This is a genomic window from Lysinibacillus sp. BS3 (genome assembly GCF_039614735.1).
Classification (GTDB): domain Bacteria; phylum Bacillota; class Bacilli; order Bacillales_A; family Planococcaceae; genus Lysinibacillus; species Lysinibacillus capsici.
Window position 1 is genome coordinate 1,002,673 of the sequence record NZ_CP154860.1, and the last position, 26,648, is coordinate 1,029,320.

Consider the following 26,648-nt stretch of genomic DNA (forward strand, 5'->3'; position numbering starts at 1 on the left):
TAAGTCTGGCATGTTCTATAATCGTGTGAATTTCGTCTGTTACCAGTATTTCTTCATTAAAATATGGGGGATGCCACAATCCATAAATTCTTCACCTTCACGCTGATAGCCTAATTTTTCATAAAAGCCTTCTGCATAGGACTGAGCATTTAATTTTGCTTTTGTTAGCCCTTTATCTCGAGCAATTTGCTCTAGGCCTACAATAACTTCCTTACCAAGGCCATATTTGCGGTATTCTTCTAATATACAAATACGCTCCAATTTGCCATAGTCCTCTACAACTCGAAGTCTCCCTGTTCCAACAGGTTGCTCATTGTAATACACCAAAATATGATCGCATGGAGCATCCAGTGCATCAAATTCATCATATTCTTCTTCCTCAGGGACTTGCTGCTCTTCAATAAAAACGCTTCGTCTAAAATCAAACGCTGTTTGTAATTCTGCTTCAGTTGTCACTTTTTTTATAGTCATTACTATTCCTCCTAGTTTCTCCTGCCTTATCATCTTCTCTAGGTGCAATTTCACTTTGAAGATGATAGTATTAGTATAGAATGATTTTTATTGCAATTACAACAAAAATCTCAGGAGGATCGAACATGAAAGAAATCTTACGTGAAATAGGTGCCATAGCACGGGCATTAGACTCGATAAGCAATATTGAATTCAAGGAATTGGATTTGACAAAGGGGCAATATTTATATGTCATCCGTATTTGTGAACATCCAGGTATTATTCAAGAGAAAGTCGCAGAGCTTTTGAAGGTAGACCGTACAACGGCTTCACGAGCTATTCAAAAATTGGAGACCAAAGGCTTTATTGAAAAACGAATTGAACAAGGAAATAAGAAAAATAAATTACTTTTTCCTACAGCTAAAAGTATGGACATCTATCCTTTTTTAAAACGGGAGGGCGAATATTCCAATGCTCGTGCGCTTGAGGGGTTTTCTAATGAGGAGATTAACTGCATTCACAGTCTTCTAACACGTGTGTTGCATAACATCGAAATTGACTGGGAAGAGGTGAAGAAAGGGCATAAACGACAGTATTAAAGGCGATTCCTCGTGTTTTTCGCACATTTGGAATCGCCTTAGGCTAGACATTGGCTGCAAATACTCGTTTTAATACAGCAACCATAAAATCAAAGTCCTCGTCTGTACAGCACAGCGGTGGACTTAACGTAATGATATTATTGAAGCCTTCAACTGTATCACCATTTCTTCCAATAATTAAGCCATTTGCTTGACAATCAGCCATGATTTTCGCGATTAGCTCAGGCTTAGCAGGTGTTTGAGATTGTTTATCTTCAACCAGCTCGATGCCAATGAGTAACCCAAGCCCACGAATATCGCCAACGAAAGGCAGCTCTAATAGGTCTTGCAAATCATGTAGGAATTGAATACCCAAATCTCTTGCTCGCTGCACAAGTCCTTCCTCCTCCATGATTTTTATATTTTCTAAGGCCACTGCACAAGCTGCTGGATTGCCCCCAAACGTATTGATATGGCGAAAATGACTATAGCCGTCCGTCTCTTTAAATTTTTCATAAATGTCTTTCCGTATAGCTGTAATGGATAGTGGTAGGTAGGCACTCGTTAATCCTTTCGCCATGGTAATGACATCTGGTCGAATATCAAAATGCTGATGGCCAAATAGCTTACCTGTCCGTCCGAAACCACAAATGACTTCATCCATGATGAGTAATACTCCATGCTTTCTACAAATGCGCTCGACTTCTTTGACATAAGTTGGATGTGGAATAAGCACTCCACCACCCGTGATGAGTGGCTCCATAATGACAGCCGCAATGGTTTCTTTTTGCTCCCAAATAATTTTTTCTTCCATTTCTCGGGCAAGTGCTAGGCTGTATGCCTCAATTGACTGCCCTTTTGGACGACGATAGTGATCAGGTGGAGCAACATGTAAGAAGCCCGGTGTCAGCGGCTCGTACTTAAATTTACGTAATGCCTGACCTGTAGCTGCTAATGCCCCAAGTGAACTGCCATGATAGCCCCGATAACGAGCAATGATTTTGTAGCGGTTCCCTTCCCCATTTTGTTGATGGTATTGACGTATTAACTTAAACGCTACTTCATTCGCATCTGAGCCACTAGTGGAATAAAACATCATATAGTCATCCTCAAGTAAGCTGTTTATTTTTTCAGCGAGCCTGATGGCAGGTTCATGGCTTTGTGTTAAAGGAGCATAGCAAAGCTTTTTTAGCTGCTCATACGCAACCCTAGCAAGACGCTCACGCCCATACCCTACATTCACTGCCCATAAGCCTGACATGCCATCTAAAAAGCGATTGCCTAAACTATCTGTAATCCATGCCCCTTCTCCCTGCTCAATAATGGGAGGTGCTTTGTCGTTATAGATAGACATGTGATGCCAAATGTTTTCATGATCTTTTTGCTGTAAAGTATGTGTAAACTGATCGTTTCGCTCCATATCATGACCTCCAATCGTGTATCATCGGTGTCTTTTTGTCTATCACCATTTTCCCTATTAAGCTAGTTAATATTGAAATTTTCTGATTTCTCTAACATAATGAAATAGACATTGTACATTCGAAGGGCAGGTGCTAATTGATGTCGAAACATCCTCTACTCGTACGTGATGTCCTCAAGCGCAAGCATTTTGAATCGGCGAAGCTTATTGCAGGGCAGCACGGCCTAGATCGCCAAGTATTGTGGACACATATATTAGAAATTAAAGATTTTGAAACCTTAATCAATGGTGGTGAATTAATTTTAACCACGGGTGTCGGTTTACAGCTAGAACGAGAAACACAAATAGCCTACTTACAAAACCTTATTCGTAATGAGGCAGCTGGTCTTTGTATAGAAATTGGCGACTATTTTGACCATGTTCCCGTAGAATTGATTGCCATGGCAAATGCCCATCATTTCCCTATCATCATCTTTGAAGAAATTGTACGATTTATTGATATTACGCAAGATTTGCACACGTACATAATTAATCAACACCAGCAGGCACTTACACAGCTAGATACACTATCCAAAACTTTTATGGAATTATCATTAATGCCAAATGGTATTTTAAAAATATTACAAGTGCTCCATCAAGATACAAATGCTCCCTTTCTATTTGTTTCAGAAGATACAAAAAGCTTTTATTATCCTATGGAGGCTAAAAAATACTTACGTGTCATGGAGGAGCATTGTCAGCAGTTAGAACTACAAGAGCCCTTGCACCTTCTATCCTTGGGTATAGACCATTTTGTCATTATTCCTGTTAATGGACTTGGACAAGTGTGGGGCTATTTATGTATGCATTCTGAACTGCCAAAGCAGAGTGATTACACCTTGTTAAATCTTGAACGAGCAACTATGTCAATTGCCCATATTTTAATGCGTAACCGCATGCTTCAGGAGCGACAGCAAAGCCGGGAAGATGAATTCATACTAGCTTTAATTCAAGGTCAGCCAGTAGATATTCAATACTACCAAAGCTATTTACCAATCGAAAGTCGTAATTTATTTTACCGAGTCGTCGTGTTCAATCTACATGATGAAGCCAATACTGTACCTGAAGAAGAATGGCAGGAAATCCAGCTACAAAATGCCATGTATGTTCGTTCGATTCTGAAAAAGCTTGGATTTTTCCCTACTGTTTCAGTAAGACAGCACGAGATAATTATTTTAGCCTTTTTCATTGCCGCAGATTATATGAAAGACAATCGCGACGCTTTTGATCAAGCAATTTCACAAATCATTGCAAGAAAAGCAGCACAATTTTTTGAGCAACTTACCCTTAGCTGTGGTATTAGCAATGTCTATCAAACGATCGAAAGTGTTCATCTGGGCTATAAGGAAGCCAAATCAGCCATCCAAATGCAGCATCATCAATTGACGAGCTCCATCTATTATAAGGATTTAGGTGTTTATCGATTGTTATTACAGCAGGATCAAACAGCTCTCCTACAATTTGTAAAAGATTATTTACAGGAAATTTTAGTATTAGATCAAAAAAGTAGCCATGATTTATTTCAAACATTAGCTGTTTATCTGTCCTGTAATGGAGCTAAAAATGATACAGCAGAACAGCTGTTTATTGTCCGTCAAACACTTTACAAACGAATAGAACGCTTAGAAAGTATACTAGGTGCTGATTTTTTACAAGCTCCCCATCGCCTCAATATTGAGATGGCAGTTAAGGCATATGAACTGTTGCAAAAGACAGCACCTGATCTATTACGATTTTGAACGCGGGTCCATAAAATCTCGTAAAGCATTACTGAGCATGTATAAGCCTAAAACAAGAATCGTAATGGCTCCTCCAGGGGCATACGTATACCAAGGGGCACCGATTAAATAGGCTTGTGAATCTTTTAACATTCTACCCCAGCTAGGGTTTGGTGGCTGTACCCCAAGCCCTAAATAGCTCAGTGCTGCCTCGGCTAACATGGCTGTCGCAAAAGTCACGGTTGCTGCCACAATAATTTGCGACGAAATGTTTGGCAAAATATGACGAAACATGATGCTATAAGGCTTAACACCAATTAATTTCGCTGCCAGCACATATTCCGAGTCACGTTGTTGCACAAAGCCACTGCGGGCAATCCTCGCAATAGCAGGTATCGCGATAATCCCCAGCGCTATCGCAGTATTCGTTATTCCTGGGCCAAATACTGCTACAAGCATTAATGCTAAGATGATTCCTGGAAAGGCCATTAAAGCGTCCATCGTACGCATAAATATTTCATCGACCCAGCCACCAACATAGCCTGCAATTCCGCCTATGAGAATACCAAATATCGTTCCAATCGCAACCGTTAATAGACCCACGGCAAAGGCTGTTTGTGTCCCCTTCATAATGCGACTAAAAATATCTCGCCCAAATTCATCTGTTCCAAACATATAGGCACCACCTGGACCACGCAATTTTTCAGGTATATTCATCGCGTTGACATCATGGGGTGTATAAAAAAAGCTAACAATCATGACGAGCAGAAAGCCAACAATGACGAGGAGACCAATGACTAAATTGATTTTTTTAGTATAGCGCTGTAATTGTTTCATGGTAGTCACCTCTTAACGTAATCGGATTCTAGGGTCTAACACAGAATATAAAACATCGACGATAAAATTAATCATGACGACAGCTACTGTAATATACATAACGATCCCTTGTACGAGTGGAAAATCACGATTACTGATAGCCGTAATCAATAACTGACCAATCCCTGGCAATGAAAACACCTGCTCCACAATAATCGTTCCTGCCACAACCTCCGCCATAATCAACCCAAAAACCGTCAATATCGGAATCATGGAATTTTTCAAAACATGCTTATACATTACATTTTGTTCAGACATCCCTTTACTGCGTATCGTACGGACATAATCGAGCTGGACCTGCTCCAAAATGGCTGTACGAACATAACGAAAATTCACCGCAATTTGCGGAATCGCAATCGTTAAGGCTGGAAGTATTAGGGTACTGAGCGCCCCTGCTACACTTTGTGTCCAAGGTATATAGCCACTTATTTTAAAAAAGCTGAACTGTAGGCCAATGTAAAGAATAAGCATCATCCCTAGCCAAAAGGAAGGCACTGCCATACCGATCTGGGTTACAGTCGATAATGACACATCACTTAATTTATTTTGTCTTCTTGCTGCAAACATCCCTAAAGGTAATGAGATGATTAAGATAATGATAAGGGTGAGTCCTGCTAATGACATGGTGACAGGAAGTCGATCAAATAGTAATTCTTTTACTGGCATGGAAAATCGAATGGAATTCCCTAATTGCCCTGTCAATAAGCCCTTCATCCAATCCACATATTGTTCATAAAGAGGACGATCCAAGCCAAGCTCAGATCGTAAATTTTCAATTTGAGTGGGATCCGCCTCTGTTCCTAGCATTGTGCGAACTGGATCACCAGGTAAAATTTGAAAAACACCAAATGTAATAATGGATACTAGAAGGATGGTTGTTATTAACAGGATGATTCGACGTAGGATATACATCATAAGCACTCATCCCTTTCTAGTTTGAAAACTTGACCTCTGACATATCGTGGAACCAGAATGGATAGCTCTTGAGCCCCGTCACCTGTTTGTCAGATCCCCAAACGATTTGATAATCCGCAATATACACTGCTGTTGCCTGCTCAGCTAATATTTCCTGTGCACGATGATAGTACTCTATTTGCTTGGCTTGGTCGGTTTCCTTTAAAACATCAGCCATAATTTTGTCGTATTCTTCATTTTTAAATAAGAAGAAGTTTTCACTATCGTTTGTAGAAATGTAATCATTCAACACTTCAAAAGCAGATGCACGACCTGTTAAGTCAATCGTTGTCATTGCATAGTCACGACCAAAGTAAACGCGATCTAGCCAAATTCCCCATTCCACTACTTCAATTTCTACATCAATTCCGATCTCTTGTAGATTAGCTACGACAATTTGTGCAATATTTGAGTAAATATCATTGTGTGAAGACACTGTAATTTTTGTTTTAAAGCCATCCGGATATCCTGCTTCTGCTAATAACGCCTTCGCTTTTTCCACATCTCGCTCATACATGCTTTCTAAGCCCTTCTTTTGGAAATCGCCCATCGCTGGACTCATATTAGAGCCAAGTGGCACAGCATAGCCTGCAAACACAGAGTCAATAATATCGGCTTTACTAATTGCGTAATTGATTGCTTGACGAACCTTCACATTGTCAAATGGTGCCTTTGTTTCGTTAAATGTAACAATAAGAGAAGAGTTATTATTTTGGTGTGATAAATTATAGCTTCCCTCTACCTCGCTCACACGGTGCCAAGGAACACTCGTTAAATCAACTTCGTTTGCCATTAAGCTCATAATGGCTGCCTGATCATCTGATTGGAAGGCAAAGGTTACTTTATTCAAATAAGGTAATCCTTCTTGCCAATACTGTTCATTTTTCTTAAGCTCTAAATTTGTACCTGGTGCATATTTCACAAAGGCAAATGGACCTGTACCAATTGGATTTTCATTATGCTTCCCATCATTGCTCTTTGGAATAATAGCTGATTGTCTGCCTGTTAATGAATACAAGAAATTTGAATTTGGCTCTTTTAGCTTAATCACAAATGTACTTGCATCAGGCGCCTCTGTAGATGCTACATTATCAAAGCTATTGGACATTTTTTCTCCACCATTTTTCCCCATTAAACGGTCAAAGGAATATTGAATATCCTCCATCGTTAAATCATCACCATTATGAAACTTCACACCTTGGCGAATTTTAAACGTATAGGTTAAGCCGTCCTCAGAAATTTCATAGCTTTCAGCAAGTCCCTCTTTTAAGGAGCCATCCGTTTCAGGAGCCATTAGCCCCTCAAAGATATTTAGAATCATTTGATAAGAAATGGACGCTGTCGCTTTATGTGGATCTAAAAAATCTGGATCATCATTCACACGTACAACAATTTCCTGTGGAGCATCTGTTGCCGCTTGACCATCTGTAGTACCTGAAGTAGTCGTCGTTTTCTCTCCATCACTTGAACACGCTGCCATAACGATTGCCATTAACACTGTTAGTAGTATCAATCCGCTTTTTTTCCATTGCATGGCTGTTCCCCCTTTTTCTAAGTGCTTGTCTTTTGAATGCTTGTATAACTCTCAACATCCGCCAATCGTTCAGCGGCTTTAATGCCAGCTAGAATTGCTTCCTCCATCACCTTTGTCGCTAGCTGGCCTAAATAATCAAGTGCATAGGATTGATCCCCTGTACCAAGCACAAAAATCGTATCGCCATCCAGCATCGTATGAACAGGATAAATCGTGCGTGCTAAGGCATTTTGCGTAAGCTGCGCAATCTTTTTAGCCTCCGCCTTCGTTAGCTTGGCATTCATTGCCACAACACCAATGGTTGTATTAGTTCCCGCTAAAGCCTCTGATTGTGCATGTTGCTCTAAATAGGCACAGCAATCCACCCATTGACCAGAATGCGTATCTCTTGCTCCAGCTAAAATTTTCCTCGTTGTCGGGTCCTTGACATCTCCAACTGCATTGACAGCCACGATAGAACCTGCTACAAGACCATCTTTTCCCGCATAGGAAGCACTACCAAGCCCACCCTTCATTGCAAATTCTGGACCAGCTAATTTGCCTACAGTTGCTCCGTAGCCTGCGCCTACATTGCCATTTGGAAATGAGCCAACTTGTGCCGCTTGTGCCGCTTCATAGCCCATTAGTGCTGTAGGTCGTGCATGTGGATCACCGATAAACAAGTCAAAGAGTACAGCACTTGGTACAATCGGTATTTTCGCTACTCCTGCATCTACCCCAATCCCTTGCTCCTCTAAAAATTGCATAACGCCTGTAGCAGCATCTAACCCAAACGCACTACCCCCAGCTAAACAAATAGCATGAACTCGGTCAATTTCATTGATGGGATCTAACGCATCTGTTTCACGAGTACCTGGTGCAGAGCCTCGAACATCCACTCCACAAACTGCTCCTTTTTCCACTACTAGCACCGTACAGCCTGTGATGCCCTCCTTGTTCTCGCGATGTCCTACCTTAACACCTGGCACATCCGTTATATTGCCAAACATTCTTCACACCTCACTTTTTAAATAATTATAATTTTCTGATTTTTTATCATATAAAAAACAGGCTACTCGTTGGTGATCATTTTCATTGTGAAGCTTCGGTCTCTCCTGATGGCATCTTTCCATCACATGCGGGCAACGTGTATGAAAGACACAGCCAACAGGTGGATTCATCGGACTTGGTAACTCGCCCTGTAAAAGTATTTCTTGCTTAGGCTCATCAAAATTAACAACTGGTATTGCAGATAGTAATGCTTGTGTATAGGGATGCAACGGATTGGCATATAGCTCCTTCTTTGTCCCAATCTCCACTACTCTACCTAAATACAGCACTGCCACACGGTCACTAATATGCTTCACAACGCTTAAATCATGTGAGATAAATAAATAGGTTAATTGAAATTCATCCTGTAAATCCATCATGAGATTGAGCACTTGTGATTGCACCGACACATCCAATGCTGAAACGGGCTCATCGGCTATAATGAATTCTGGATGAATCGCTAATGCCCGTGCAATCCCAATACGCTGCCGCTGCCCACCAGAAAATTCATGTGGAAATTTATGCATGGCATCCTCAGGTAGCCCTACCTTTTGTAATAGCTCCTTCACACGCTCTTTGCGTTGCTCCTTCGTCAAGGTTAATTGTAGCTTCATCGGCTCTTCGATTATAGAACCGATTCGCATCCGAGGATTGAGAGAGGCAAAGGGATCTTGAAAAATCATTTGCATTTGATTGCGGTAACTTTGTAGCTTATTCCCCTTTAAATGCTGGATGGGTTGTCCTTTATATAGCACTTCGCCTGCTGTTGGTTCAACGAGCTTTAAAATTGTTCGCCCAAAGGTGGATTTTCCTGAGCCTGATTCACCAACAATTCCAAGTGTTTCCCCTCTATAAATCTCAATCGAAATATCATCAACCGCTTTTATGACCTTTTTCTCTTCCTTCATCGATTTACGCTTCACAGGAAAGTAGGCTTTTAAATGATTAATTTCCAGCAAAACTTCTTTCTCTGTCATGAGCCAGCTCTCCTTTCTCCGTGAATAAATGACAGCGTACCTTATGTGCCTCCTGAATGTGATGAACAGCAGGTTGCTCCTGATGACAATGTGCCAGCGCATGGGGACAACGTGGCGCAAAGCGACAGCCGTCAGGTAATGCATACGCAGGTGGCACAGTACCAGGAATCGATGGTAGCCTTTTGACATCTGTTTCAAGGCTTGGCATCGTCTTTAAAAGCGCTGTGGTATAAGGATGCTGTGGATTTAAAAAGAGCTCTCTTACTGGGGCCTCCTCGACAATCTGTCCCGCATACATCACCATAACGCGGTCAGCTGTCTCTGCAACAACGCTCATATCATGGGTAATGAATAAAATGGCTGATCGATGCTCTTCCTTCATTTTTAGCATCAGCTTTAAAATCTGTGCCTGAACCGTGACATCAAGTGCAGTAGTTGGCTCATCCGCAATCAATAGCTGCGGATTATTCGACATTGCGATGGCAATCATAACGCGTTGTCGCATCCCGCCTGATAGTTGGTGAGGATATTCCGCAATGACCTTTTCTGCATTCGCAATCCCGACTTCTTTTAAAAGCTGTAGCGCTTTATTCCATGCCTCTTTTTTCGATACCTTTTGGTGTCTTCGTATGCCTTCAATCATTTGATTGCCAATCGTAAAAACGGGATCTAAAGAGGTCATGGGCTCTTGAAAAATCATACTAATTTCATTGCCTCGTATACGGCTCATTTCTTTATTTTTATAGGTAAGTAGATTTTTACCGTTTAAAGTGATAGAACCTGACGTAATTTCTCCTGGAGGTATAGGCAGCAACCGCATAATGGCTAAGGATGTAATACTTTTGCCACTTCCCGATTCACCAACCAGTGCAACGGTTTCTCCTTTATGAATAGTAAAATTCACATCTTCCACAACTTTTGCCTCTTTGCCATTTTTTAAATGGAATTTAATTGATAAGTGATTGACCTCTAAAAGCACATCTTTTTCTTTTGGCTGTTCCATATGCGTCCCTCCATCTCAGTGTTGATTAGGTGGTGCATAGCGTATAGCGATATTTTTCATTTGCGTATAGTTTCGCAGTGCAACAAAGCCCTTCTCTCGACCAATTCCGCTTTTTTTATAGCCTCCAAATGGCATTTGAATGCCTCCAGCAGCCCCATAATTATTGACAAATACTTGTCCCGCCTGCACACGACTTGCCACATAGTGAGCCGTATCGATATTTTGTGACCAAATGCCCGCCACTAGGCCATAGTCCGTACTATTGGCTAATGCGATGGCCTCCTCTACAGTCGAAAATGTCAAGACGGTTAACACTGGACCGAAAATTTCCTCCTGAGCTAATGGATCATTTGGATCAACACCATCAAGTATAGTTGGCTGAACATAAAAGCCGTTCTCATAGCCTGCCAATGTCAATGGTTCCCCACCCGTCACAACATAGCCATCTACCTTTGCTTGCTGTAATAATGCAGTGATTTTTGTATATTGTTGTTCATTCAGTAACGGTCCCATCTCCATATCTGCTTCACCTGGTCCTACTTGGATCACTTGGAACCTTTGGGCTAATCGGGAAATAAAGGACTCTTTTATTCGTTCCTCAATGAGTAAACGTGCCCCTGCTGAACAAGTTTGACCAGCATTTTGAATAATCGCACGTACAACTCCCTCTAATGCCTGCTCCATGTTAGCATCCGCAAAAACAATATTAGGAGATTTACCACCAAGCTCTAATGTCACAGGCACAACATTTTCAGCAGCCGCCTTCATCACCGCAATTCCTGTGGGAACAGAACCTGTAAACGTAATATGATTAATATCGGGATGTGAAGTTAAATAAGGACCAACTTCTCGTCCCAAGCCCGTAATATGCTGGAAAATCCCTTTCGGCAACTTATCGGCTAACCATTCTGCAATGGCATGTGTTGTTAGCGGTGTATCCTCCGCACTTTTCACAATGACTGCATTACCAGTTGCTATAGCAGCTGCTACACTTCTTGCCGTAATTTGAATCGGATAATTCCATGGCACAATATGTACCGTAATGCCCACTGGCTCTAGCACTACTGCATTTAAAAGCCCATCCTCAATCGGAATTGTATCTCCCATCACCTTATCCGCTGCACCACCATAAAATTCAAAATAGCGTGCCGCTGCTTCAATATCTGCTCTTGCCTGTGATAAGGGCTTTCCTACATCCCGACATTCTAGCAAACTCCATTCCTCTGCATGCTTACGAATATAATGAGCAAATTCGATCAATAACTGCCCACGTTCATAGGCTTTCCATTGACGCCAGCCCTCACGTTCAAAGGCTACACGGGCTGCACGTACTGCCTCTTCTACATGTTCTTTACTCGCGTTGCTAATTTGTGCAATCACTTCACCCGTTGAGGGATTCTTAACATCAAGGTATGTCTGAGCATCACCGTGAACCCACTCACCATCTATCAACATAGGAATTTTTTTCATTGTACCCCTCCTATAATCCACGGCCACCATCTACATGTAATGTCGTTCCTGTGACCATACTTGCTGCATCTGATAGTAAATAACTAACAGCTCCTGCTATATCTGCTGGCTTCACTAATCGTCCTAATGGCACAGATTGCACAAAGACACTTTGCTTCGTCTGCTCTACGTCTGCACCCTGTGCGGCAAATTGACCAAGCATTTGTGTGTCTGCTGGTCCTGGATGAATCGTATTAACCCGAATTTGACTAGATGCTAGTTCAATTGCTAGTCCTCTCGTAAAGCTCTCTGCTGCACCCTTCGATGCAATATAAGCCTGTAAGCCCGGTCTTGGTCGCACTGCTGAAATCGAGGCAATTGTAATAATAGAACCCCTTTGCTGTTTTTTCATAAAAGGGACAACTGCCTTTGTCGTGATAAATAAACTTTTCACATTAACATCCATTAAACGATTCCATTCATCCATTGTGACCTCTTCAATCGGCGTAGCTGACTGGGCAATTCCCAGTGCATTAACAAGACCATCTATTCTGCCATACTTATCAAAAACCTGCTGGCAGATGTCTTGCACACGTTCCTCCTGTAACACATTGACTTCAAAGCATTGAAGGGCATCCTGTGCAATATCTGATAAGGCATCTATGGATAGATCAAGTCCAATAACTCGATTGCCCAGCTTTAATTGCTCGTGAATAATGGCCTTTCCCATACCGCCTCCCGCACCAGTAACCACAATCACCTTTTGCTCAACTGCCATGCTAAACACCTCCTGCTGTTAAAGTTCTATTAATAATTTCCTGACAAATCGCATCGCCCATTTGTGCTGTTGTCGCTTGTCCACCAATATCTGCTGTTTTCACAACGCCTTCTTGCAGCACAGCTGAAATGGCTTTAACAATGAGCTGTTCTAAATCTGGTCTGCCTTGATGGCCAAGCAGTAAGGCAAGCGACCAAATTTGAGCGATTGGATTGGCAATACCCTTGCCTGCAATATCTGGTGCTGAGCCATGAACAGGCTCAAACATCGATGGAAAATCCTTTTCGGGGTTCAGGTTGGCTGATGGAGATAGACCAAGTCCTCCTACAATAGCAGAGCCTAAATCGGATAAAATATCGCCAAACAAATTGGACGCTACCACCACTTCAAAATTCTGTGGTCGTTCTACGAAATAGGCGACGAGTGCATCGATATAAATGGATTCGAGCTGTAGTGCTGGTGAACTTTGCTTCACCGTTTTGCTTGTATGCTCGTCCCAGAATTTCATCGAATGAATAATGGCATTCGATTTTGTCGCACTTGTTATTTTGGTTTTACCGTGTTGCTTCGCATAATCGCAGGCAGCATGGACAATTTTTTCAATCCCAATGCGCGTCATGATTGTATTTTGAATCGTCATTTCCTGCGGCTGCTGTTGGTACAGTCGACCACCGCTGTCCGAATATTCACCCTCTGCATTTTCACGGAAGATCACAAAATCAATTTCTTTGCCGTTAGCCAAGGGCGACGCTATCCCAGGTAGTGATTTAATAGGACGGAAATTCACATATTGCTGGAAATGCTTTCGAATGGGCATAATTAATTCCCAAACGGTAACATCATCAGGCACACGAGCATCGCCAATAGCCCCAAATAAAATCGCATCATATGTTTGAAGTGTTGCCAGTGCATCATTAGGCATCATACAGCCATGCTGTACGTAGTAATCGGAGCTCCAAGGAAAGATGGTTGTTTCAATTTGTAAGGAGCTATGTTGTTCTTGCAAACAATTTAAAACTTTTAACGCTTCCTGCATAACCTCTTTTCCTATGCCATCTCCTGGTATTACTGCTATTTTGATAGCTGTCATTGTGCATCACCCGCCAAAAATTTTAATGCTGCTAAACGGTAAATGGCCGTTGTTTCTGCCAATTCTTCAATGTCCACATACTCATTGATTTGATGAGGAATTTCTCGATCTCCTGCTCCAACCGTTACAATTGGAATACCATGCACATGAAGAAACGTCCCATCTGTCGCGCCTGGAACACCATTATATTTTGGTTCCTTCTCTGTTACCTCTGCCACAGCCTCATATATTGCCTGTACAACAGGGTCTTCCTTCGCTGTTGCTGTTGCAGGTCGGTTATCAAGAACCGTCAGTTCTATTTTGAAATCAGGATCATCTGCTTGTAATCGTTTAATAATCCCTTCAATCTTGCCCAGTAGTTCATCATGGTCCTGCGCAGGCACCGTGCGAATATCGAGTGTTGTCATACAGTGATCAGGAATGACATTGATTTGCGCATCTCCCTTTACAGGCGCTCGTAAAATCGTTGGTGTAATAGATGGCCAATTCAGCATTGGATCACGCCCTAATCGTGCTTGCTCCTCTTTTTCCAATTTTTCAAGCTCTACGATGAAACGTGCCATACGCCAGTTAGGATTGATACCACTCCACGAAATCGCACCATGCGCCATTTTACCGAAAATATCTACCTGTAAACGAATAGCCCCGCGTTGTGCAATACACACATTATTTTCCTGTGGCTCACAGATAATCGCACCATCCACACCATCGGCCCAGCCATTCTTAATAAAATGCTTAATGCCTAGCATAAGCCCTTCTTCATCACATGGAATACATAAAATAATTTTGCCCGTAAACGCCTCTTGATCTAGTAGCAATGACTGACAAGCTGTAATCATACAAGCAAGATTCCCTTTTGTATCATTCGTTCCCCTGCCATACATACGCCCATCTACAATTTCTGCTCCAAATGGATCATAGGCCCAAGCCTCTCGATTGCCCTCTGTCACCACATCCGTATGTCCTTCGAAAAGTAATGTTTTCCCAGGCTTGCCCGAATCAATAATACCAATGACATTTGGTCGCCCTGGCACAACCTCCTCGATATGCGTCTCGATGCCAATATCTCGTAAATATGCCGCTACAAAAGTTGCCACCTCTTGCTCATTGCCCTTCGGATCGTTCTCACGGTAAACGCTTTCAATGCGCACGAGCTTCTGTGTTAAGGCAATGACCGTCTCACGATCTCGCACATACGATTTTGTTGTCTTTAAACTAGTTACTGTCATGCAAAGGACCTCCTATTTTTAAAGAATATTCTGAATTTATGTTATTTTAACATTGTCCTTTCTCTATGAAACTAGACAATATGTTAATGATTCAAAGAACGCCTTTAACTTTTTGTTTAGCAATAAATCACTAGAAAACAACATTTTTTTCTGTTTTACACGGTTTTTCGATCAATTCATCGAATGCAAGAGAGTATTGTTTTTGATTTTCAGGTGGTTAGATAATTATAGTTTGGAAGAGGGAACACTTTTTTGAGCGGGATTTCTTTAATTTGGAGAAAGGGTTTTTGGTTCTTTTGAGCGGGTATTCGCTTCTTTTGAGCGGCTCACTCTTTTTAAGTGCGGGTCCACACTTCTTTGGAGTGATTCGCTCATCTCTTGGAGAGGACCTATCACCATTCAGAAGCACCTTCCCCATTTATTAGGGCGAATGCCAACCATTACAAAATAGAAAAAACCAGCATTTGCTGGTTTTTCCTGATTATTGTTGACGGGATTCGGTCATTTGCTTCCAAACCGAGCCTTTTGCTTCCTCGCCTTGTTCGATACGGGCAATGGCCATTTTCACTTGTAGCTTCACTTCGAATTCTTTGTCATCTTCGGCAGCCTTTAATGCTGGTAAGGACTGTTCTGTGCCGACCTCATATAAATACATGGCTGCGCGCCAGCGAACCAATTTGTTTTTGTCCTGTAAGGCTTGCAGCATGGCTTCTTCAAATTCTACAAAGCCCAGGTCACTCATGCAGTCACCTGCCGTTCGACGTACAGCTGCACTTTTATCTTGTAGGGCTCTTTCTAAATAAGGGACAACTGCCACATCCTCAATCATGCCTAAGTACACCGTCGCTAGTCGACGGATAGACATTTGTTCATCCTGTAAGGCTAAATCTAATAGCGGTAGGTCGTCTAGCTCAGGATCAGCCATTTGATCGAGCAGTTGGAAGCGTTTCTCCCATTCAGGTTGCTTGAACTGTTCTACTGTCACTTTGAGTTTGTCCGTTTTCACAGCGGCTTTTTCACCATCATTATTGATAGCTGTGACAATTTCTGCTAAACGGTCTGCAGAATAAGTGACATCAATCTCCTGTTTGATTGTTTCAGCAATTTCCTCAAGTTCACCGTAGCGAACCCCATAATCAATCCACTTACGTTGGAAAATATAGTTTTCATCTACTGCTGACTCAATAATTTGATTAAAAGCATCGACAAAACGGTCTCCGCAGCTAATACGATATTCACGTTGGTTATCAAAAACTTTTACTTGTAAAGGCACCTCCTTGTAAAATTGTACATGGACATAAACCTCTCCATAAAATTCATTGGCCACAACCGTTTCTTCTTGTGTTTGGACATCTTCCCCTAACACTTGACGAATACTTGCTAGAATGCCTTCCCATGCATATTTGGCATTGCGCTCAACAGCAAAGAAATCGGCTACATGGTAAACGCCCTTTACTCCCTCAATCGCTAAAATAGCAGCCGCCTCGCCTGTTGCTTCGTCTTTATTATCCTTTGTAAAATTATAGCTCTTCCCGAATGGTAGCTCTGTATCAACAACAATCTTCATAGAATTGGGACTTGGCGTCGGTTCAATGGTAATAATCTTCATGTCTATCGCTCCTTATCCGTTAACTATTTCATCTAAATACGACCATCTTTCAATTAGATGCTCATACTGTGCATTTAGCTCTTCCAACTTAGCTGTTAATTCCTGTAGCTTGGTAAAATCTGAGCCTGCATTGGCGATTCCTTCTTCGGTCTCCATAATAGCAGTTTCTGTTTTCTCTATCTCGTCTGCAATCGTTTCCCATTCTTTTTGCTCTTTAAACGATAGCTTTTTTTTGTCTGATTTTGGCTTTTCTGATTTTGGTTTTTCTACTTTTGGCGTTTCTACTTTGACAGTAGCTGTCTGCTCACGTTTCTCCAGATACTCACTGTATAGATCCAGTGTTTCCTCTACTTGTCCCTGACCATCTAGTATCCATAGCTTTTTCGCAATACGGTCGAGGAAGAAACGATCATGGGAAATCGTGATAACCACGCCTGGGAAATGCTCGATGAAATCCTCTAGCACACCTAATGTTTCAATATCTAAATCATTGGTTGGCTCGTCCAATAATAAGACGTTTGGTTGCTCCATCAATAAACGTAATAAATGAAGACGCTTGCGCTCACCGCCCGATAATTTTCCAATTGGAGTACCATGAGCATGCAACGGGAATAAAAAGCGCTCCAGCATTTGAGCAGCTGAGTAACGGACACCCTCTGCATCGGTAATATCATTTGAAGCCTCACGTATATATTCAATCATGCGCTCATTTTCATTCATTTTCGGCAATGTTTGCTTGAAATGTGCCAGCTTGACCGTTGACCCAACAAGAATTTCACCTTGATCGGGTGTCAGCTCTCCTGCTAGCATGTTCAACAAAGTTGATTTCCCTACACCGTTCGCGCCGATAATGCCAATTCGATCACCTTGCTGTAGTAGAAATGAGAAGTTTTCAAGGATTTTTTGCTGGCCAAAGGCTTTCGAAATTTTCTCAGCCTCCAGCACTTTACGTCCAAGACGTGTTGTCGCAAGTCCCATATCCAAGGAAACATCTTCTGTTTTGCGTTCTAGGTTTTCTTCTAGCTTTTCAAAGCGTTGAATACGAGCCTTTTGCTTAGTTGAACGCGCCTTCGCACCACGACGTATCCATTTTAATTCTGAACGATAACGATTGCGATCCTTCTGTGCAGAAGCAGCTTGCATCTCCTCACGAATAGCTCGAGCCTCTAAATAATCACCGTAATTCCCTGTATGACGATACAAGGTTTGATTTGCTAACTCGTAAATATGTGTTGATAATTCATCTAAGAAATAACGATCGTGGGTGATGAAAATCACTGCACCCTTTAATCGTAAGACCATCTCTTGAAGCCATTCTGTAGACTGTACATCTAAATGGTTGGTGGGCTCATCTAATAAGTAAAGATCCGCTGGTTCAATTAACACCTTCGCTAATGCAACACGTTTTTGCTGACCGCCTGATAGCGTTAGTACCTCTTTTTCAAAAGTTTCAATCCCAAGCTTTGTTAAGGCCGTCTTTGCAAGGGCATTGACATCCCATGCCTGCTCTTCATCCATGCGCTGTTGCAGACTAAATAACGTCTTTTGTAAACTTTCGGATGTTGGGTTACTTGCTAGTGCAGCAACCGTTTCCTCATATTGACGATTCAGCTGTAAAATGGGCGAATCGCCTGAAAAGACAGCTTGTAAAACTGTTTCACCTGCCTGAAATGTAGGCTCCTGTGGTAAATAAGCGACACGGTATTTATTCGGGCGATCTACTGTCATCGAATCCGCTTCCATGTCCCCAGCTAAAATGGATAACAGGGTTGATTTTCCCGTTCCATTTATACCGATTAAGCCTACCCGCTCTCCCTCATAAATGGTAAATTCAATATTTTGAAAAAGCGTTTTATCGCCCACTGTTTTGGTTAAATTTTGTACAATTAAATGACTCATTCCACTATTCCATCTCTTTCATGTTAGGTATTGTTCATGCCCACACGATTTTTATGTAGACGATTATTGATATCCACTAATCATCATAACATCAAACCGCAGGTAAACAAAGAACAACAAACTATCAACGAACTGGTGGCATGTCCTGTAAATAGGATTCCATAAGCTGACAAAGCTTGATGATTCCTTGTGTTAAGTCGTGAGGTTCAGGATAAGAGTAACTAATTCTTAGATGGTGATATTGTGGCTCTCCTGGATAACAAGCTGAGCTTGGTAAAAAGGTAATTTGGGCTTGTTGAGCCTTCCATAACAGCTCATCCGTATTGCCATTACTAGGTAAAGATACCCAAATATTAAGTCCACCTTTTGGCTCGATCCACGTAACGCCCTTTGGTGCATGCTTATTCAACAATGCAATGGTCTGATCCCTTCTTATCTCAAGTGCAATACGCAGTTTTTCTAAATGGGCATGCATTCGATCTGAACGTAAAAATGGAATCAGTGCCTTTTGTGTTAATAAGGGGTTACCCGAATCGGCACTGGATTTGGCAGATAAAAGTCGTTGATGAACGGTACCTTTTGAAAGGATAGCGCCGATTCTACAGCTCGGGGCCAACGTCTTACTAAAGCCTTTTAAATAAATAACATGACCACTTGTATCTAAAGCTTTCAGAGGTGGTGGTGGTGGGTTATCGTCAAAATAAATTTCATTCCATGAATCGTCCTCTACAATAAGAAAGCCATATTGTTGGGCAAGATCCAGTAATTCTCTCCTTCTTGCTTTAGTTAAAACTGTGCCTGTAGGATTATGGAAGGTAGGATTTGTATAAATAAGCTTTGGCTGTTTGCTTAGGCAGAGTGACGCTAGAAGAGCTGTCTGCATTCCTTCCTCGTCTACTGGTATGGGAATAATGTGGGCCCCACGATTTCTAAAGACATCGATTGCTGCTGTATATGTAGGAGCTTCGGTAATGACAATATCTCCAGGTCCAATAAATGTTTTAGCCACTAAATCTATACCTTGTTGTACACCGTTTGTCACAATAATTTCCTGTGGTGTTGCGGCAATATTACTATATGTTTTGACATAGTCTCGGATTGCCTTTCGTGCATCTTCATCCCCCTGTACCGTTCCATAACGAGCCACAATCTGAGGATCTGCCTGTAATATCGCCACAATTTCATTCACCAAATAAACAGAGGGTAATAATCCAGGGTGGATGGTGGCACTGGAGAATTTCATCGCATATTCCATTCTTTTATTTAACATAGATTGTGAACGTTGAATGTAATCAGGAATGGTTAGTTGCCAATTATAATCACTACGGCTCTCATTTGTGCTTCTTTGTTCTTTGTTTCGAACAAACGCCCCCTTGCCATGTATCACTTCAATATAACCATTTCTTTCTAATAAGGCATATGCCTTACTGACCGTGACAGGGCTCACTTGATTTTCTTTTGAAAAGCTCCGAATAGAAGGTAATTGGCTCCCTTCCTGTAAAAATTCTGACCTTATTTTTTCTGCAAGGATAGTTGAAATCTGAGTAATTAAAGATTGATCGGACTGACGATTCAGCTTTATTTCCATTGGACCTCCAACTGTTATAGTCTTCATTTGACTGTTATATATATCACTATATAGTGTAGAGGCAGAAATAGCTAAGTTAAAATGAAGGGAAATGATGACACATGATGAACATGAAGCAAGATCAGGAAAAAATAAAAACGCTTTTAATGGCTGTAGTTGACCATGCAGCCAATTTTTTTACTAATCTGGAGCATAGAGCTGTAACGAACCATTCCCCTAGCCTTCCTACTCCGACACTTCCAGAAGTGGGTGAGGGTGCTCAGGCAACACTTCAATATTTTACAAAGCAATTTGCTGAAGGCTTAAATAGTAGTGTAGGCTCAAGATACTTGGGTTTTGTCACAGGTGGATCTACCCCTGCTTCGATTGTCGGAGATTGGTTAGTAAGTATTTACGATCAAAATTTATCCCATTCTAAGGGCTCTATTGCAGGTACAATGGAGCTTGCGACAATTGACATGCTAAAGGAGTTATTGCTATTAAGCGATGATTATCGAGGAACATTTGTCAGTGGGTCTACGATGGCTAATTTTGTAGGACTTGCTCAAGCAAGGGAATGGATTGCACAATACTATGGAAAAAACACTGCTCTGGATGGTCTATATGGTATCCCTCCAATAAAGATTGTTAGCGGAACGCCCCACTCAAGTATAATCAAAGCAACTTCTATGCTTGGTATGGGGAGAAATTCCATTCATACTATGCTATGCCTAGAACAGCGAGAAGCCATTGACATCACAAAATTACAGCAGTTTCTTGAAGAAAACCTACATGAACCTTGTATAGTTGTAGCAAATGCGGGAACTGTCAATACGGTTGACTTTGATGATTTACAAGCAATTGGCGAGCTAAAAAAGCGATACCCTTTCTGGCTTCATATCGATGCGGCCTTTGGTGGCTTTGCAGCCTGTTCACCAAAGTATCGTCACTTTGTTGAGGGCATGAATTATGCAGATTCTATTACAATTGACGCACATAAATGGCTGAACGTCCCTTATGATGCCGCTATGCAATTTACCCGTCATCAATCGTTGCAAACAACCGTTTTTCAAAATAATGCTGCCTATCTTGGTAGTTCCCTTAAAAATCCAGATTTCTGTGATCTTACACCTGAAAATTCACGTCGTTTTCGTGCGCTACCTGCTTGGTTTTCTTTACAGGCCTATGGTAAATTGGGCTACCAACAATTAATAGAAGAAAATGTATTACTCGCACAACAGCTTGGTCAAAAAATAGATGACAGTCCCTACTTTACATTGCTAGCACCTGTTCGACTGAATATCGTGTGCTTCGCCGTCAATCATGAGGCACTGCCAGCTGAAATGAACCAACAATTTTTAACAACTTTAAATCAACAAGGCCAAGTATACATGACGCCAACTGTCTACAAAGGTACGCCAGCTATTCGCGCGGCTTTCAGTAATTGGCGTACTTCCCAAGCAGACCTGGCAATCATTTGGGAAGCATTAACAACAGCGATATCCTCCTATTTTAATGAATCCATCTAAGCTATTAAAAGGTAATGGAGTAACACATGATGAAGGATTCCTCATTTGTGCGTCTCCCATCTATTTGATAGTCAATACAAAACTAAAGTACTAGCTTACCATACATCCTTTTGGTGGTACGAAGACCATACCCGAATGAAGCACAAAAACCGCCCTTCAAATTGAAAAGGCGGTTTTTGTGCTATGTGCTATTGACCGATTTCGTGCTGGAGTTGCTTTAAAAAACTTTCCATAAATTGATGACGTTCAAGTGCCATTTGCTTGCCCTTTTCCGTCACCATTAAATCTTTTAGCAGTAATAATTTCTCATAAAAATGAGTAACAGACGCGGTATTGTTTTGACGATATTCTGACTCTGACATATTTGTGCGTGCTTCTTCTTCCTTATCATAAAGCTTGCGACCTTTTGCGCCACCATAAGCAAATGTTCTGGCAATGCCAATAGCACCAATCGCATCTAAACGATCTGCATCTCGGACGATTTTTGCTTCCAATGATGTTGCTTCTAGCTCATTCCCACCATTAAATGACACTTGAGCAATGCAATCTCGAATATGCTGCTTTTTACCTTCACTAACAGGTAATTCCGCAATAAGCTGTTCTTCCTTTTCCTTGCTATCGGTATACTTTTTGTCACTGACATCATGTAAAAGTACCGCTATTTTCACAACTTCTTCATCTGCTGTTGGCTCGCTATGTAGGATAGCTAATGCATTTTGATAGACACGTTCAATATGTTGAAAATCATGACTAGCATCAAATTGATCATATATTTCACGTACTTTATTCATTAAATGATTCATAGTCTTCACTCATTCCTTTCCTACAAAATTATACTGTATTTTATTACATAAGAGGTAATCTAGAAAAATTAAAAATCAAATCCATTTCAATTGACTAATTTTTCAGAATATTGTATGATAAACGTACAGAACAGCTATTTGTTCTGTACCTCATATTTTTCAGCAATGTACAACAGCTGTGTGTTTAACAGATTTAACATTAACTTCAGCGGGCTTACAATTGAATAACCTGTTTAAAAGATGACGTGCGTATTGAAAACCTATCATCTAAACAAATAAAAGTGAACACTTTCCCTTAGAAATTCTTTGTTTAACCCGCATAGCCAGATGTACATGCCGAAAATGTGAACAACAAGTTAGTTTGTTGCATGACCAAAAGGATTTCGCCAGTTGTAGCAGAAGTGCATTGTTTTTTCATTACTGGTTGTTACCTTCTTCTGGTCAATACCTTGATTATGTATGAACGTAGCTCCTCCCTTTAATGAAAATCGTACACGATAATTGCTTACAGCTTGTGAATACCACGTTCGATGAGTTGTGCAAATCAGTAAGAAATTCATTTAAGCCATCAATGTATGAAGTGAAAAAGGAAGTAGGAACGATTGTGATAAAATGTATTACCATCCCGCTGAAGGACAAATAAAAGCTGCCCATCTTACATTCAAGTAGATGATGGCAGCTTTTACTGTTTTATTTTCTTACTTTATAGAACGCCTTTGATCACTTCATCAATTTCCCGCAATAGTGCTTCGTTTTGCATGGTTGTACTTAATTTTAAGTTAGATTGGTCTACATGAATCACTGCGACATGCATTCCTTCTTCAATACTTGCACTTGGAACTGGCATCATTTTCTCTGTATCGAACGTCATAATGAGATCTGGGAATTTGGATTGTACCTGCCCTTCCTTCGATAATGTCATATATTCATTCCAGAACGTCAGATGGTAATCACCCACTGATAATTCCCCTACATCGAAGCCATTTTCCTTTGTTAACGAATAATTTGTGACAGCGCCTGATACGATGTGCACCCCATTCAAATACTGCAACACATGGGCTAGCTTTTCTTCAAAGGTTTGCCCATTTAAGAAGCAATAGCCAAGCTCTATGGCCATGGTAATCGCATTTGGTGCGCCATGTTTTTGTAAATAGTCAATCGTCACAGGATTTCGAGTGACCCCGACTAGCCCGCCTGCTAAAATAGAAGCTTGGCGTGCTGTCTTTGCGGTGCTGTGTAAATTCCCTTCCACAAAGCCTTGAACGGCGAAGTCACCTTTTCCTCCTGCATAAAATTGTACGGATTGATATTCTTGTTGTTCATGGAGATTTAAAGAACCCATGATTCCCGTTGGATGTGCTCGTCCATTACAGGGAGCATCCACAACAGGTACATTTAATAAGACTGACTGCAACCAGCCATTGATCGTCGTGATGGCACCATTTTCATTGGTAATGATGCCCTTTAGACGTCGATTGATATAGTTGTTCATACTACGATAGCTCCAACAAAGCTGTTCATTTGAAATATATTGATCGGCCGCTGATGGCGCACCTACCATTGCCACACAGGCAACTAAATCTTCTTGGTCTAATTCAGTAATATCCACCATTTGAGGTTCGCCTGCTGCAAAGATTTCCTCCACTAGCTTGAGTCCTTCCTCTAGGAGACCACCGCCGCCTCCGCCAAGGATTGCTCCTCCATAAACGGCAGCAATCCCATCCTCATACGATAATCCTTTCGCCATTCAGCATGACTCCTTTCTATTTCCCTATTTTTAGAATGGAAGAGAAGAAGCTATATAGCGCATCTCCAGCGATGACACCTGCTGCAAAGACCGTCATTTCAGATTCTCTCTTACCTTTCGTCACATATGTGAAAATAACACGAAGTATGATACCAACTAATACAGCCCAGCCAGCAATTGGATTGACAAGTAATAAACCTGTTGCGAATAAGATACCCATTTGACGTTTTGAACCACCAATTAGCTGAATTAATGCACCTGGAATCGCCCAAATCATTAATTGTTTCGCTACATCGCCTGTAACGCCTGATTGAATTGTTGCTGCATACACATGGTTAACAGGTGCTACTAAATCCTGTGCAAAATAAGATTTATAGGATAGCAATACTACAACTGCGGAAATTGCAAAAGCTAGCATACCAGCAATCAATTGTTGCTTGCGACCTTCTTTTTCTAATGCAACATCACTACCATTACCACGTAAAATGAAACCAGTTTTTAAGTCATAGCCCATATCCGCAAATGCTACCCCTGTAGCAGCACTATACCCTGCTAGTAATGCAAGTGCTGGAGCTGGGAAACCAATTAAAATACCAACAATCAGTGTAATAAATGCCACTGCAAATGCAGGGAACCAACCCGCATGCATCGCTGCGATACCTACAATTAGCTCATGGACAAATGCAGCAATCGTTGCAAAGATGATGAATCCTATTAACATACCGAAAGACATGTGTGAAATAATACCGCCTAAAATAGCGATTAATAGAGCAATGGCTAAATATGCTATAAACCCAACACCAAATGCTTGTCGAATTTCTTTTGCATCTTTTGAATAGCTTAACTCTTCTGACTTTTTAGCCGACTTTTTATTCAATAAGGCAAAAGCTACTTGGAAAAGTGCTACAATCCCAGCACCAATCATAACGCCATGTGGAATATAGTAAGCATTTAAGTCAACATTAAATAATTGAACAGAATAGCCTCTTAATAAAAGCCCAATCCCAAACATCGTCAGTGCCCAAATATTACCGATGAACGCTACCCCAAAAGCTGACATTGGAATTTTCAAAACAGATCCCACGATACCAATTAACACACCACCAATTAATACCTTTGCATTCTTACCGCCTTTATCGCCCGCCTTAATGGCTTCAGCTGTTGCAATCCCTGGTGGCCAAGTACCTGCTGCTGGGAAAATCTTTGTATCGAAAAATTTATATAATAATAAAGCATCAACAAACATCGCTAAAATAACACCGATAAACAATGGTAATACTAAATTTTCATAGCCTAATACATATGGAATACCAATTGGCAACATTAAACTACTTGCTGCACTGAACGTTGCTGCCGAAATGGCAGTTTGAATAATATTTTGTCTGTGTACAGATTTAAAGGCAATTAGCTTGCCAATCGGTATTCTTCCAAGAATCATCGCAAATATTGCCCCAACGATTGATGTATTGGCAGAAATCCCTAAAGTCGTAATTAGCTGTATCCCAATAATTGCCCCCACAACAGATGTTAAGACGATCATTAGTAGAGTTACAGGCTCTAAAGCCCTTGGATGTAATACTTTATTATTCATAGTGTCAGCTCCCCTATTGTTGTTATAATTTTGAAATGTGTGATTGTATTTGCTGAGCTACTTTCACTAACTGTTCAAGCATATTTTTCTCCCTTTGATCATCTAAATCATATACTAACCCAGAAATTGTAAGAGATGCAGTGATTTCCTTTTTATAGTTAAATAACGGTACACTAATGCCAAATGCATGTTCATTATACTCCCCGATGGTAACACACCAGTTGTTTTGGCGAATTTGTTGCAGCTCTTCCTTTAATGACGCTAGGAAAGAAACCTGCTCTTCCTTCGATTGTTCCTCATGAAAGAAGGCCATTAATTCCAGTTGCCTGTCCTCGTCTAAATAAGCAAACATGACCTTACAGGAAGCACCGATGTAAAGGGGTGTCTTTGTTCCTAAAGACACCGCATACTTTACATTTTTATTGCTTTCGGCTATTTTCGTTGTGACACCGTATTCATTGTCCATATAAGTAAGAAATACTGATTCATTGATTTCACTGGCAAGATTTTGCATCAATTCATAAATGGTCGAGTGAGGGTCTTTTGAATTCGATAACACATCATAAAAAAGGTACATTTTATAACCTAATTTATATTTTTTCGTGTGTTCATCCTGTATTAAATAACCCGCTTCTGTAAATGTATTAATGGTTCTTTGCACGACACTTGTCGGCAGTTTCATCATGCGTGAAATTTCACGAACACCTAATGCATTTTCTGTCGTTGCAAAGCATTCTAGTATATCCAATGAGTTTTTTAATGTCTTGACAGTCATCTAT

The 26,648-nt window shown here is 41.1% G+C and carries 22 protein-coding genes; 3 read left to right on the top strand and 19 right to left on the bottom strand.

Annotated elements, in window-relative coordinates; genetic code table 11:
- Positions 1-39 precede the first annotated feature (39 nt).
- Positions 40-471 carry a GNAT family N-acetyltransferase gene (locus AAJG31_RS05355; protein ID WP_066037722.1) on the bottom strand — a complete coding sequence of 144 codons (432 nt, stop codon included), beginning with the start codon at positions 469-471 and terminating at the stop codon, positions 40-42.
- 125 nt (positions 472-596) lie between these two features.
- Between AAJG31_RS05355 and AAJG31_RS05360 the strand changes: the two genes are divergently transcribed.
- On the top strand, positions 597-1,049 hold the full coding sequence (locus AAJG31_RS05360) for a MarR family transcriptional regulator (RefSeq protein WP_004229576.1): 453 nt from the start codon (positions 597-599) through the stop codon (positions 1,047-1,049).
- A gap of 43 nt (positions 1,050-1,092) precedes the next feature.
- Here AAJG31_RS05360 and AAJG31_RS05365 read toward each other — a convergent pair whose 3' ends face one another.
- A complete protein-coding gene (locus AAJG31_RS05365; protein ID WP_048390134.1) occupies positions 1,093-2,448 on the bottom strand; it encodes an aspartate aminotransferase family protein in 1,356 nt (451 codons plus the stop codon).
- 140 nt (positions 2,449-2,588) lie between these two features.
- On the opposite strand from AAJG31_RS05365, the gene AAJG31_RS05370 reads away from it, so the two are divergent.
- Positions 2,589-4,226, top strand: a complete 1,638-nt coding sequence (locus AAJG31_RS05370; RefSeq protein ID WP_279494560.1) for a PucR family transcriptional regulator — start codon at positions 2,589-2,591, stop codon at positions 4,224-4,226.
- Here AAJG31_RS05370 and AAJG31_RS05375 read toward each other — a convergent pair.
- From AAJG31_RS05375 to AAJG31_RS05435, 13 genes are all read right to left on the bottom strand, one after another.
- Positions 4,215-5,042: an ABC transporter permease gene (locus tag AAJG31_RS05375; RefSeq protein WP_004229583.1), complete on the bottom strand. Its 828-nt coding sequence runs from the start codon at positions 5,040-5,042 to the stop codon at positions 4,215-4,217. The two genes, AAJG31_RS05370 and AAJG31_RS05375, sit on opposite strands and share 12 nt — an antisense overlap.
- A 12-nt stretch (positions 5,043-5,054) precedes the next feature.
- On the bottom strand, positions 5,055-5,996 hold the full coding sequence (locus tag AAJG31_RS05380) for an ABC transporter permease (RefSeq protein ID WP_279494557.1): 942 nt from the start codon (positions 5,994-5,996) through the stop codon (positions 5,055-5,057).
- A 16-nt stretch (positions 5,997-6,012) separates the two neighbouring features.
- Complete coding sequence (locus tag AAJG31_RS05385) at positions 6,013-7,569, bottom strand: ABC transporter substrate-binding protein (RefSeq protein WP_009374229.1); 1,557 nt, start codon at positions 7,567-7,569, stop codon at positions 6,013-6,015.
- 17 nt (positions 7,570-7,586) lie between these two features.
- A complete protein-coding gene (locus AAJG31_RS05390; protein WP_279494554.1) occupies positions 7,587-8,558 on the bottom strand; it encodes a P1 family peptidase in 972 nt (323 codons plus the stop codon).
- A gap of 3 nt (positions 8,559-8,561) precedes the next feature.
- On the bottom strand, positions 8,562-9,575 hold the full coding sequence (locus tag AAJG31_RS05395; RefSeq protein ID WP_066037719.1) for a dipeptide ABC transporter ATP-binding protein: 1,014 nt from the start codon (positions 9,573-9,575) through the stop codon (positions 8,562-8,564).
- Positions 9,544-10,578, bottom strand: a complete 1,035-nt coding sequence (locus tag AAJG31_RS05400) for an ABC transporter ATP-binding protein (RefSeq protein ID WP_004229594.1) — start codon at positions 10,576-10,578, stop codon at positions 9,544-9,546. The genes AAJG31_RS05395 and AAJG31_RS05400 overlap by 32 nt, the downstream gene beginning before the upstream one ends.
- 15 nt (positions 10,579-10,593) lie before the next feature.
- On the bottom strand, positions 10,594-12,048 hold the full coding sequence (locus AAJG31_RS05405) for an aldehyde dehydrogenase family protein (protein ID WP_279494552.1): 1,455 nt from the start codon (positions 12,046-12,048) through the stop codon (positions 10,594-10,596).
- Positions 12,049-12,058: 10 nt separating this feature from the next.
- The gene (locus tag AAJG31_RS05410) at positions 12,059-12,805 is read right to left on the bottom strand and encodes a glucose 1-dehydrogenase (protein ID WP_054550825.1); all 747 of its coding nucleotides are present in this window, start codon (positions 12,803-12,805) and stop codon (positions 12,059-12,061) included.
- A gap of 1 nt (position 12,806) precedes the next feature.
- The gene (locus AAJG31_RS05415; RefSeq protein WP_279494550.1) at positions 12,807-13,895 is read right to left on the bottom strand and encodes a tartrate dehydrogenase; all 1,089 of its coding nucleotides are present in this window, start codon (positions 13,893-13,895) and stop codon (positions 12,807-12,809) included.
- Complete coding sequence (locus AAJG31_RS05420; protein ID WP_279494549.1) at positions 13,892-15,124, bottom strand: M20 family metallopeptidase; 1,233 nt, start codon at positions 15,122-15,124, stop codon at positions 13,892-13,894. The genes AAJG31_RS05415 and AAJG31_RS05420 overlap by 4 nt, the downstream gene beginning before the upstream one ends.
- Before the next feature lie 481 nt (positions 15,125-15,605).
- The gene (locus AAJG31_RS05425) at positions 15,606-16,733 is read right to left on the bottom strand and encodes a virulence factor (protein WP_279494548.1); all 1,128 of its coding nucleotides are present in this window, start codon (positions 16,731-16,733) and stop codon (positions 15,606-15,608) included.
- A gap of 12 nt (positions 16,734-16,745) precedes the next feature.
- Complete coding sequence (locus tag AAJG31_RS05430; RefSeq protein WP_279494547.1) at positions 16,746-18,632, bottom strand: ABC-F family ATP-binding cassette domain-containing protein; 1,887 nt, start codon at positions 18,630-18,632, stop codon at positions 16,746-16,748.
- Positions 18,633-18,756: 124 nt separating this feature from the next.
- The gene (locus AAJG31_RS05435; RefSeq protein WP_279494546.1) at positions 18,757-20,220 is read right to left on the bottom strand and encodes a PLP-dependent aminotransferase family protein; all 1,464 of its coding nucleotides are present in this window, start codon (positions 20,218-20,220) and stop codon (positions 18,757-18,759) included.
- Positions 20,221-20,324: 104 nt separating this feature from the next.
- Between AAJG31_RS05435 and AAJG31_RS05440 the strand changes: the two genes are divergently transcribed.
- On the top strand, positions 20,325-21,728 hold the full coding sequence (locus AAJG31_RS05440; protein WP_345803575.1) for a pyridoxal-dependent decarboxylase: 1,404 nt from the start codon (positions 20,325-20,327) through the stop codon (positions 21,726-21,728).
- 188 nt (positions 21,729-21,916) lie between these two features.
- On the opposite strand, the gene AAJG31_RS05445 is transcribed toward AAJG31_RS05440, so the two are convergent.
- The 4 genes from AAJG31_RS05445 to AAJG31_RS05460 all read right to left on the bottom strand — a co-directional run bounded on the left by AAJG31_RS05445 (position 21,917) and on the right by AAJG31_RS05460 (position 26,644).
- A complete protein-coding gene (locus tag AAJG31_RS05445; protein ID WP_066037713.1) occupies positions 21,917-22,531 on the bottom strand; it encodes an HD domain-containing protein in 615 nt (204 codons plus the stop codon).
- 703 nt (positions 22,532-23,234) lie between these two features.
- Positions 23,235-24,278, bottom strand: a complete 1,044-nt coding sequence (locus AAJG31_RS05450; RefSeq protein WP_066037712.1) for a DUF917 family protein — start codon at positions 24,276-24,278, stop codon at positions 23,235-23,237.
- Between the two features lie 16 nt (positions 24,279-24,294).
- The gene (locus AAJG31_RS05455) at positions 24,295-25,869 is read right to left on the bottom strand and encodes an OPT/YSL family transporter (protein WP_048390111.1); all 1,575 of its coding nucleotides are present in this window, start codon (positions 25,867-25,869) and stop codon (positions 24,295-24,297) included.
- A gap of 22 nt (positions 25,870-25,891) precedes the next feature.
- Positions 25,892-26,644, bottom strand: a complete 753-nt coding sequence (locus tag AAJG31_RS05460) for an IclR family transcriptional regulator (RefSeq protein ID WP_054550817.1) — start codon at positions 26,642-26,644, stop codon at positions 25,892-25,894.
- Positions 26,645-26,648: the final 4 nt, after the last annotated feature.

Bases quoted from the DNA above. Each gene is read 5' to 3' on its own strand.
- AAJG31_RS05355 (WP_066037722.1), bottom strand. From the start codon at position 471: ATGACTATAAAAAAAGTGACAACTGAAGCAGAATTACAAACAGCGTTT.
- AAJG31_RS05360 (WP_004229576.1), top strand. From the start codon at position 597: ATGAAAGAAATCTTACGTGAAATAGGTGCCATAGCACGGGCATTAGAC.
- AAJG31_RS05365 (WP_048390134.1), bottom strand. From the start codon at position 2,448: ATGGAGCGAAACGATCAGTTTACACATACTTTACAGCAAAAAGATCAT.
- AAJG31_RS05370 (WP_279494560.1), top strand. From the start codon at position 2,589: ATGTCGAAACATCCTCTACTCGTACGTGATGTCCTCAAGCGCAAGCAT.
- AAJG31_RS05375 (WP_004229583.1), bottom strand. From the start codon at position 5,042: ATGAAACAATTACAGCGCTATACTAAAAAAATCAATTTAGTCATTGGT.
- AAJG31_RS05380 (WP_279494557.1), bottom strand. From the start codon at position 5,996: ATGATGTATATCCTACGTCGAATCATCCTGTTAATAACAACCATCCTT.
- AAJG31_RS05385 (WP_009374229.1), bottom strand. From the start codon at position 7,569: ATGCAATGGAAAAAAAGCGGATTGATACTACTAACAGTGTTAATGGCA.
- AAJG31_RS05390 (WP_279494554.1), bottom strand. From the start codon at position 8,558: ATGTTTGGCAATATAACGGATGTGCCAGGTGTTAAGGTAGGACATCGC.
- AAJG31_RS05395 (WP_066037719.1), bottom strand. From the start codon at position 9,575: ATGACAGAGAAAGAAGTTTTGCTGGAAATTAATCATTTAAAAGCCTAC.
- AAJG31_RS05400 (WP_004229594.1), bottom strand. From the start codon at position 10,578: ATGGAACAGCCAAAAGAAAAAGATGTGCTTTTAGAGGTCAATCACTTA.
- AAJG31_RS05405 (WP_279494552.1), bottom strand. From the start codon at position 12,048: ATGAAAAAAATTCCTATGTTGATAGATGGTGAGTGGGTTCACGGTGAT.
- AAJG31_RS05410 (WP_054550825.1), bottom strand. From the start codon at position 12,805: ATGGCAGTTGAGCAAAAGGTGATTGTGGTTACTGGTGCGGGAGGCGGT.
- AAJG31_RS05415 (WP_279494550.1), bottom strand. From the start codon at position 13,895: ATGACAGCTATCAAAATAGCAGTAATACCAGGAGATGGCATAGGAAAA.
- AAJG31_RS05420 (WP_279494549.1), bottom strand. From the start codon at position 15,124: ATGACAGTAACTAGTTTAAAGACAACAAAATCGTATGTGCGAGATCGT.
- AAJG31_RS05425 (WP_279494548.1), bottom strand. From the start codon at position 16,733: ATGAAGATTATTACCATTGAACCGACGCCAAGTCCCAATTCTATGAAG.
- AAJG31_RS05430 (WP_279494547.1), bottom strand. From the start codon at position 18,632: ATGAGTCATTTAATTGTACAAAATTTAACCAAAACAGTGGGCGATAAA.
- AAJG31_RS05435 (WP_279494546.1), bottom strand. From the start codon at position 20,220: ATGGAAATAAAGCTGAATCGTCAGTCCGATCAATCTTTAATTACTCAG.
- AAJG31_RS05440 (WP_345803575.1), top strand. From the start codon at position 20,325: ATGAACATGAAGCAAGATCAGGAAAAAATAAAAACGCTTTTAATGGCT.
- AAJG31_RS05445 (WP_066037713.1), bottom strand. From the start codon at position 22,531: ATGAATCATTTAATGAATAAAGTACGTGAAATATATGATCAATTTGAT.
- AAJG31_RS05450 (WP_066037712.1), bottom strand. From the start codon at position 24,278: ATGGCGAAAGGATTATCGTATGAGGATGGGATTGCTGCCGTTTATGGA.
- AAJG31_RS05455 (WP_048390111.1), bottom strand. From the start codon at position 25,869: ATGAATAATAAAGTATTACATCCAAGGGCTTTAGAGCCTGTAACTCTA.
- AAJG31_RS05460 (WP_054550817.1), bottom strand. From the start codon at position 26,644: ATGACTGTCAAGACATTAAAAAACTCATTGGATATACTAGAATGCTTT.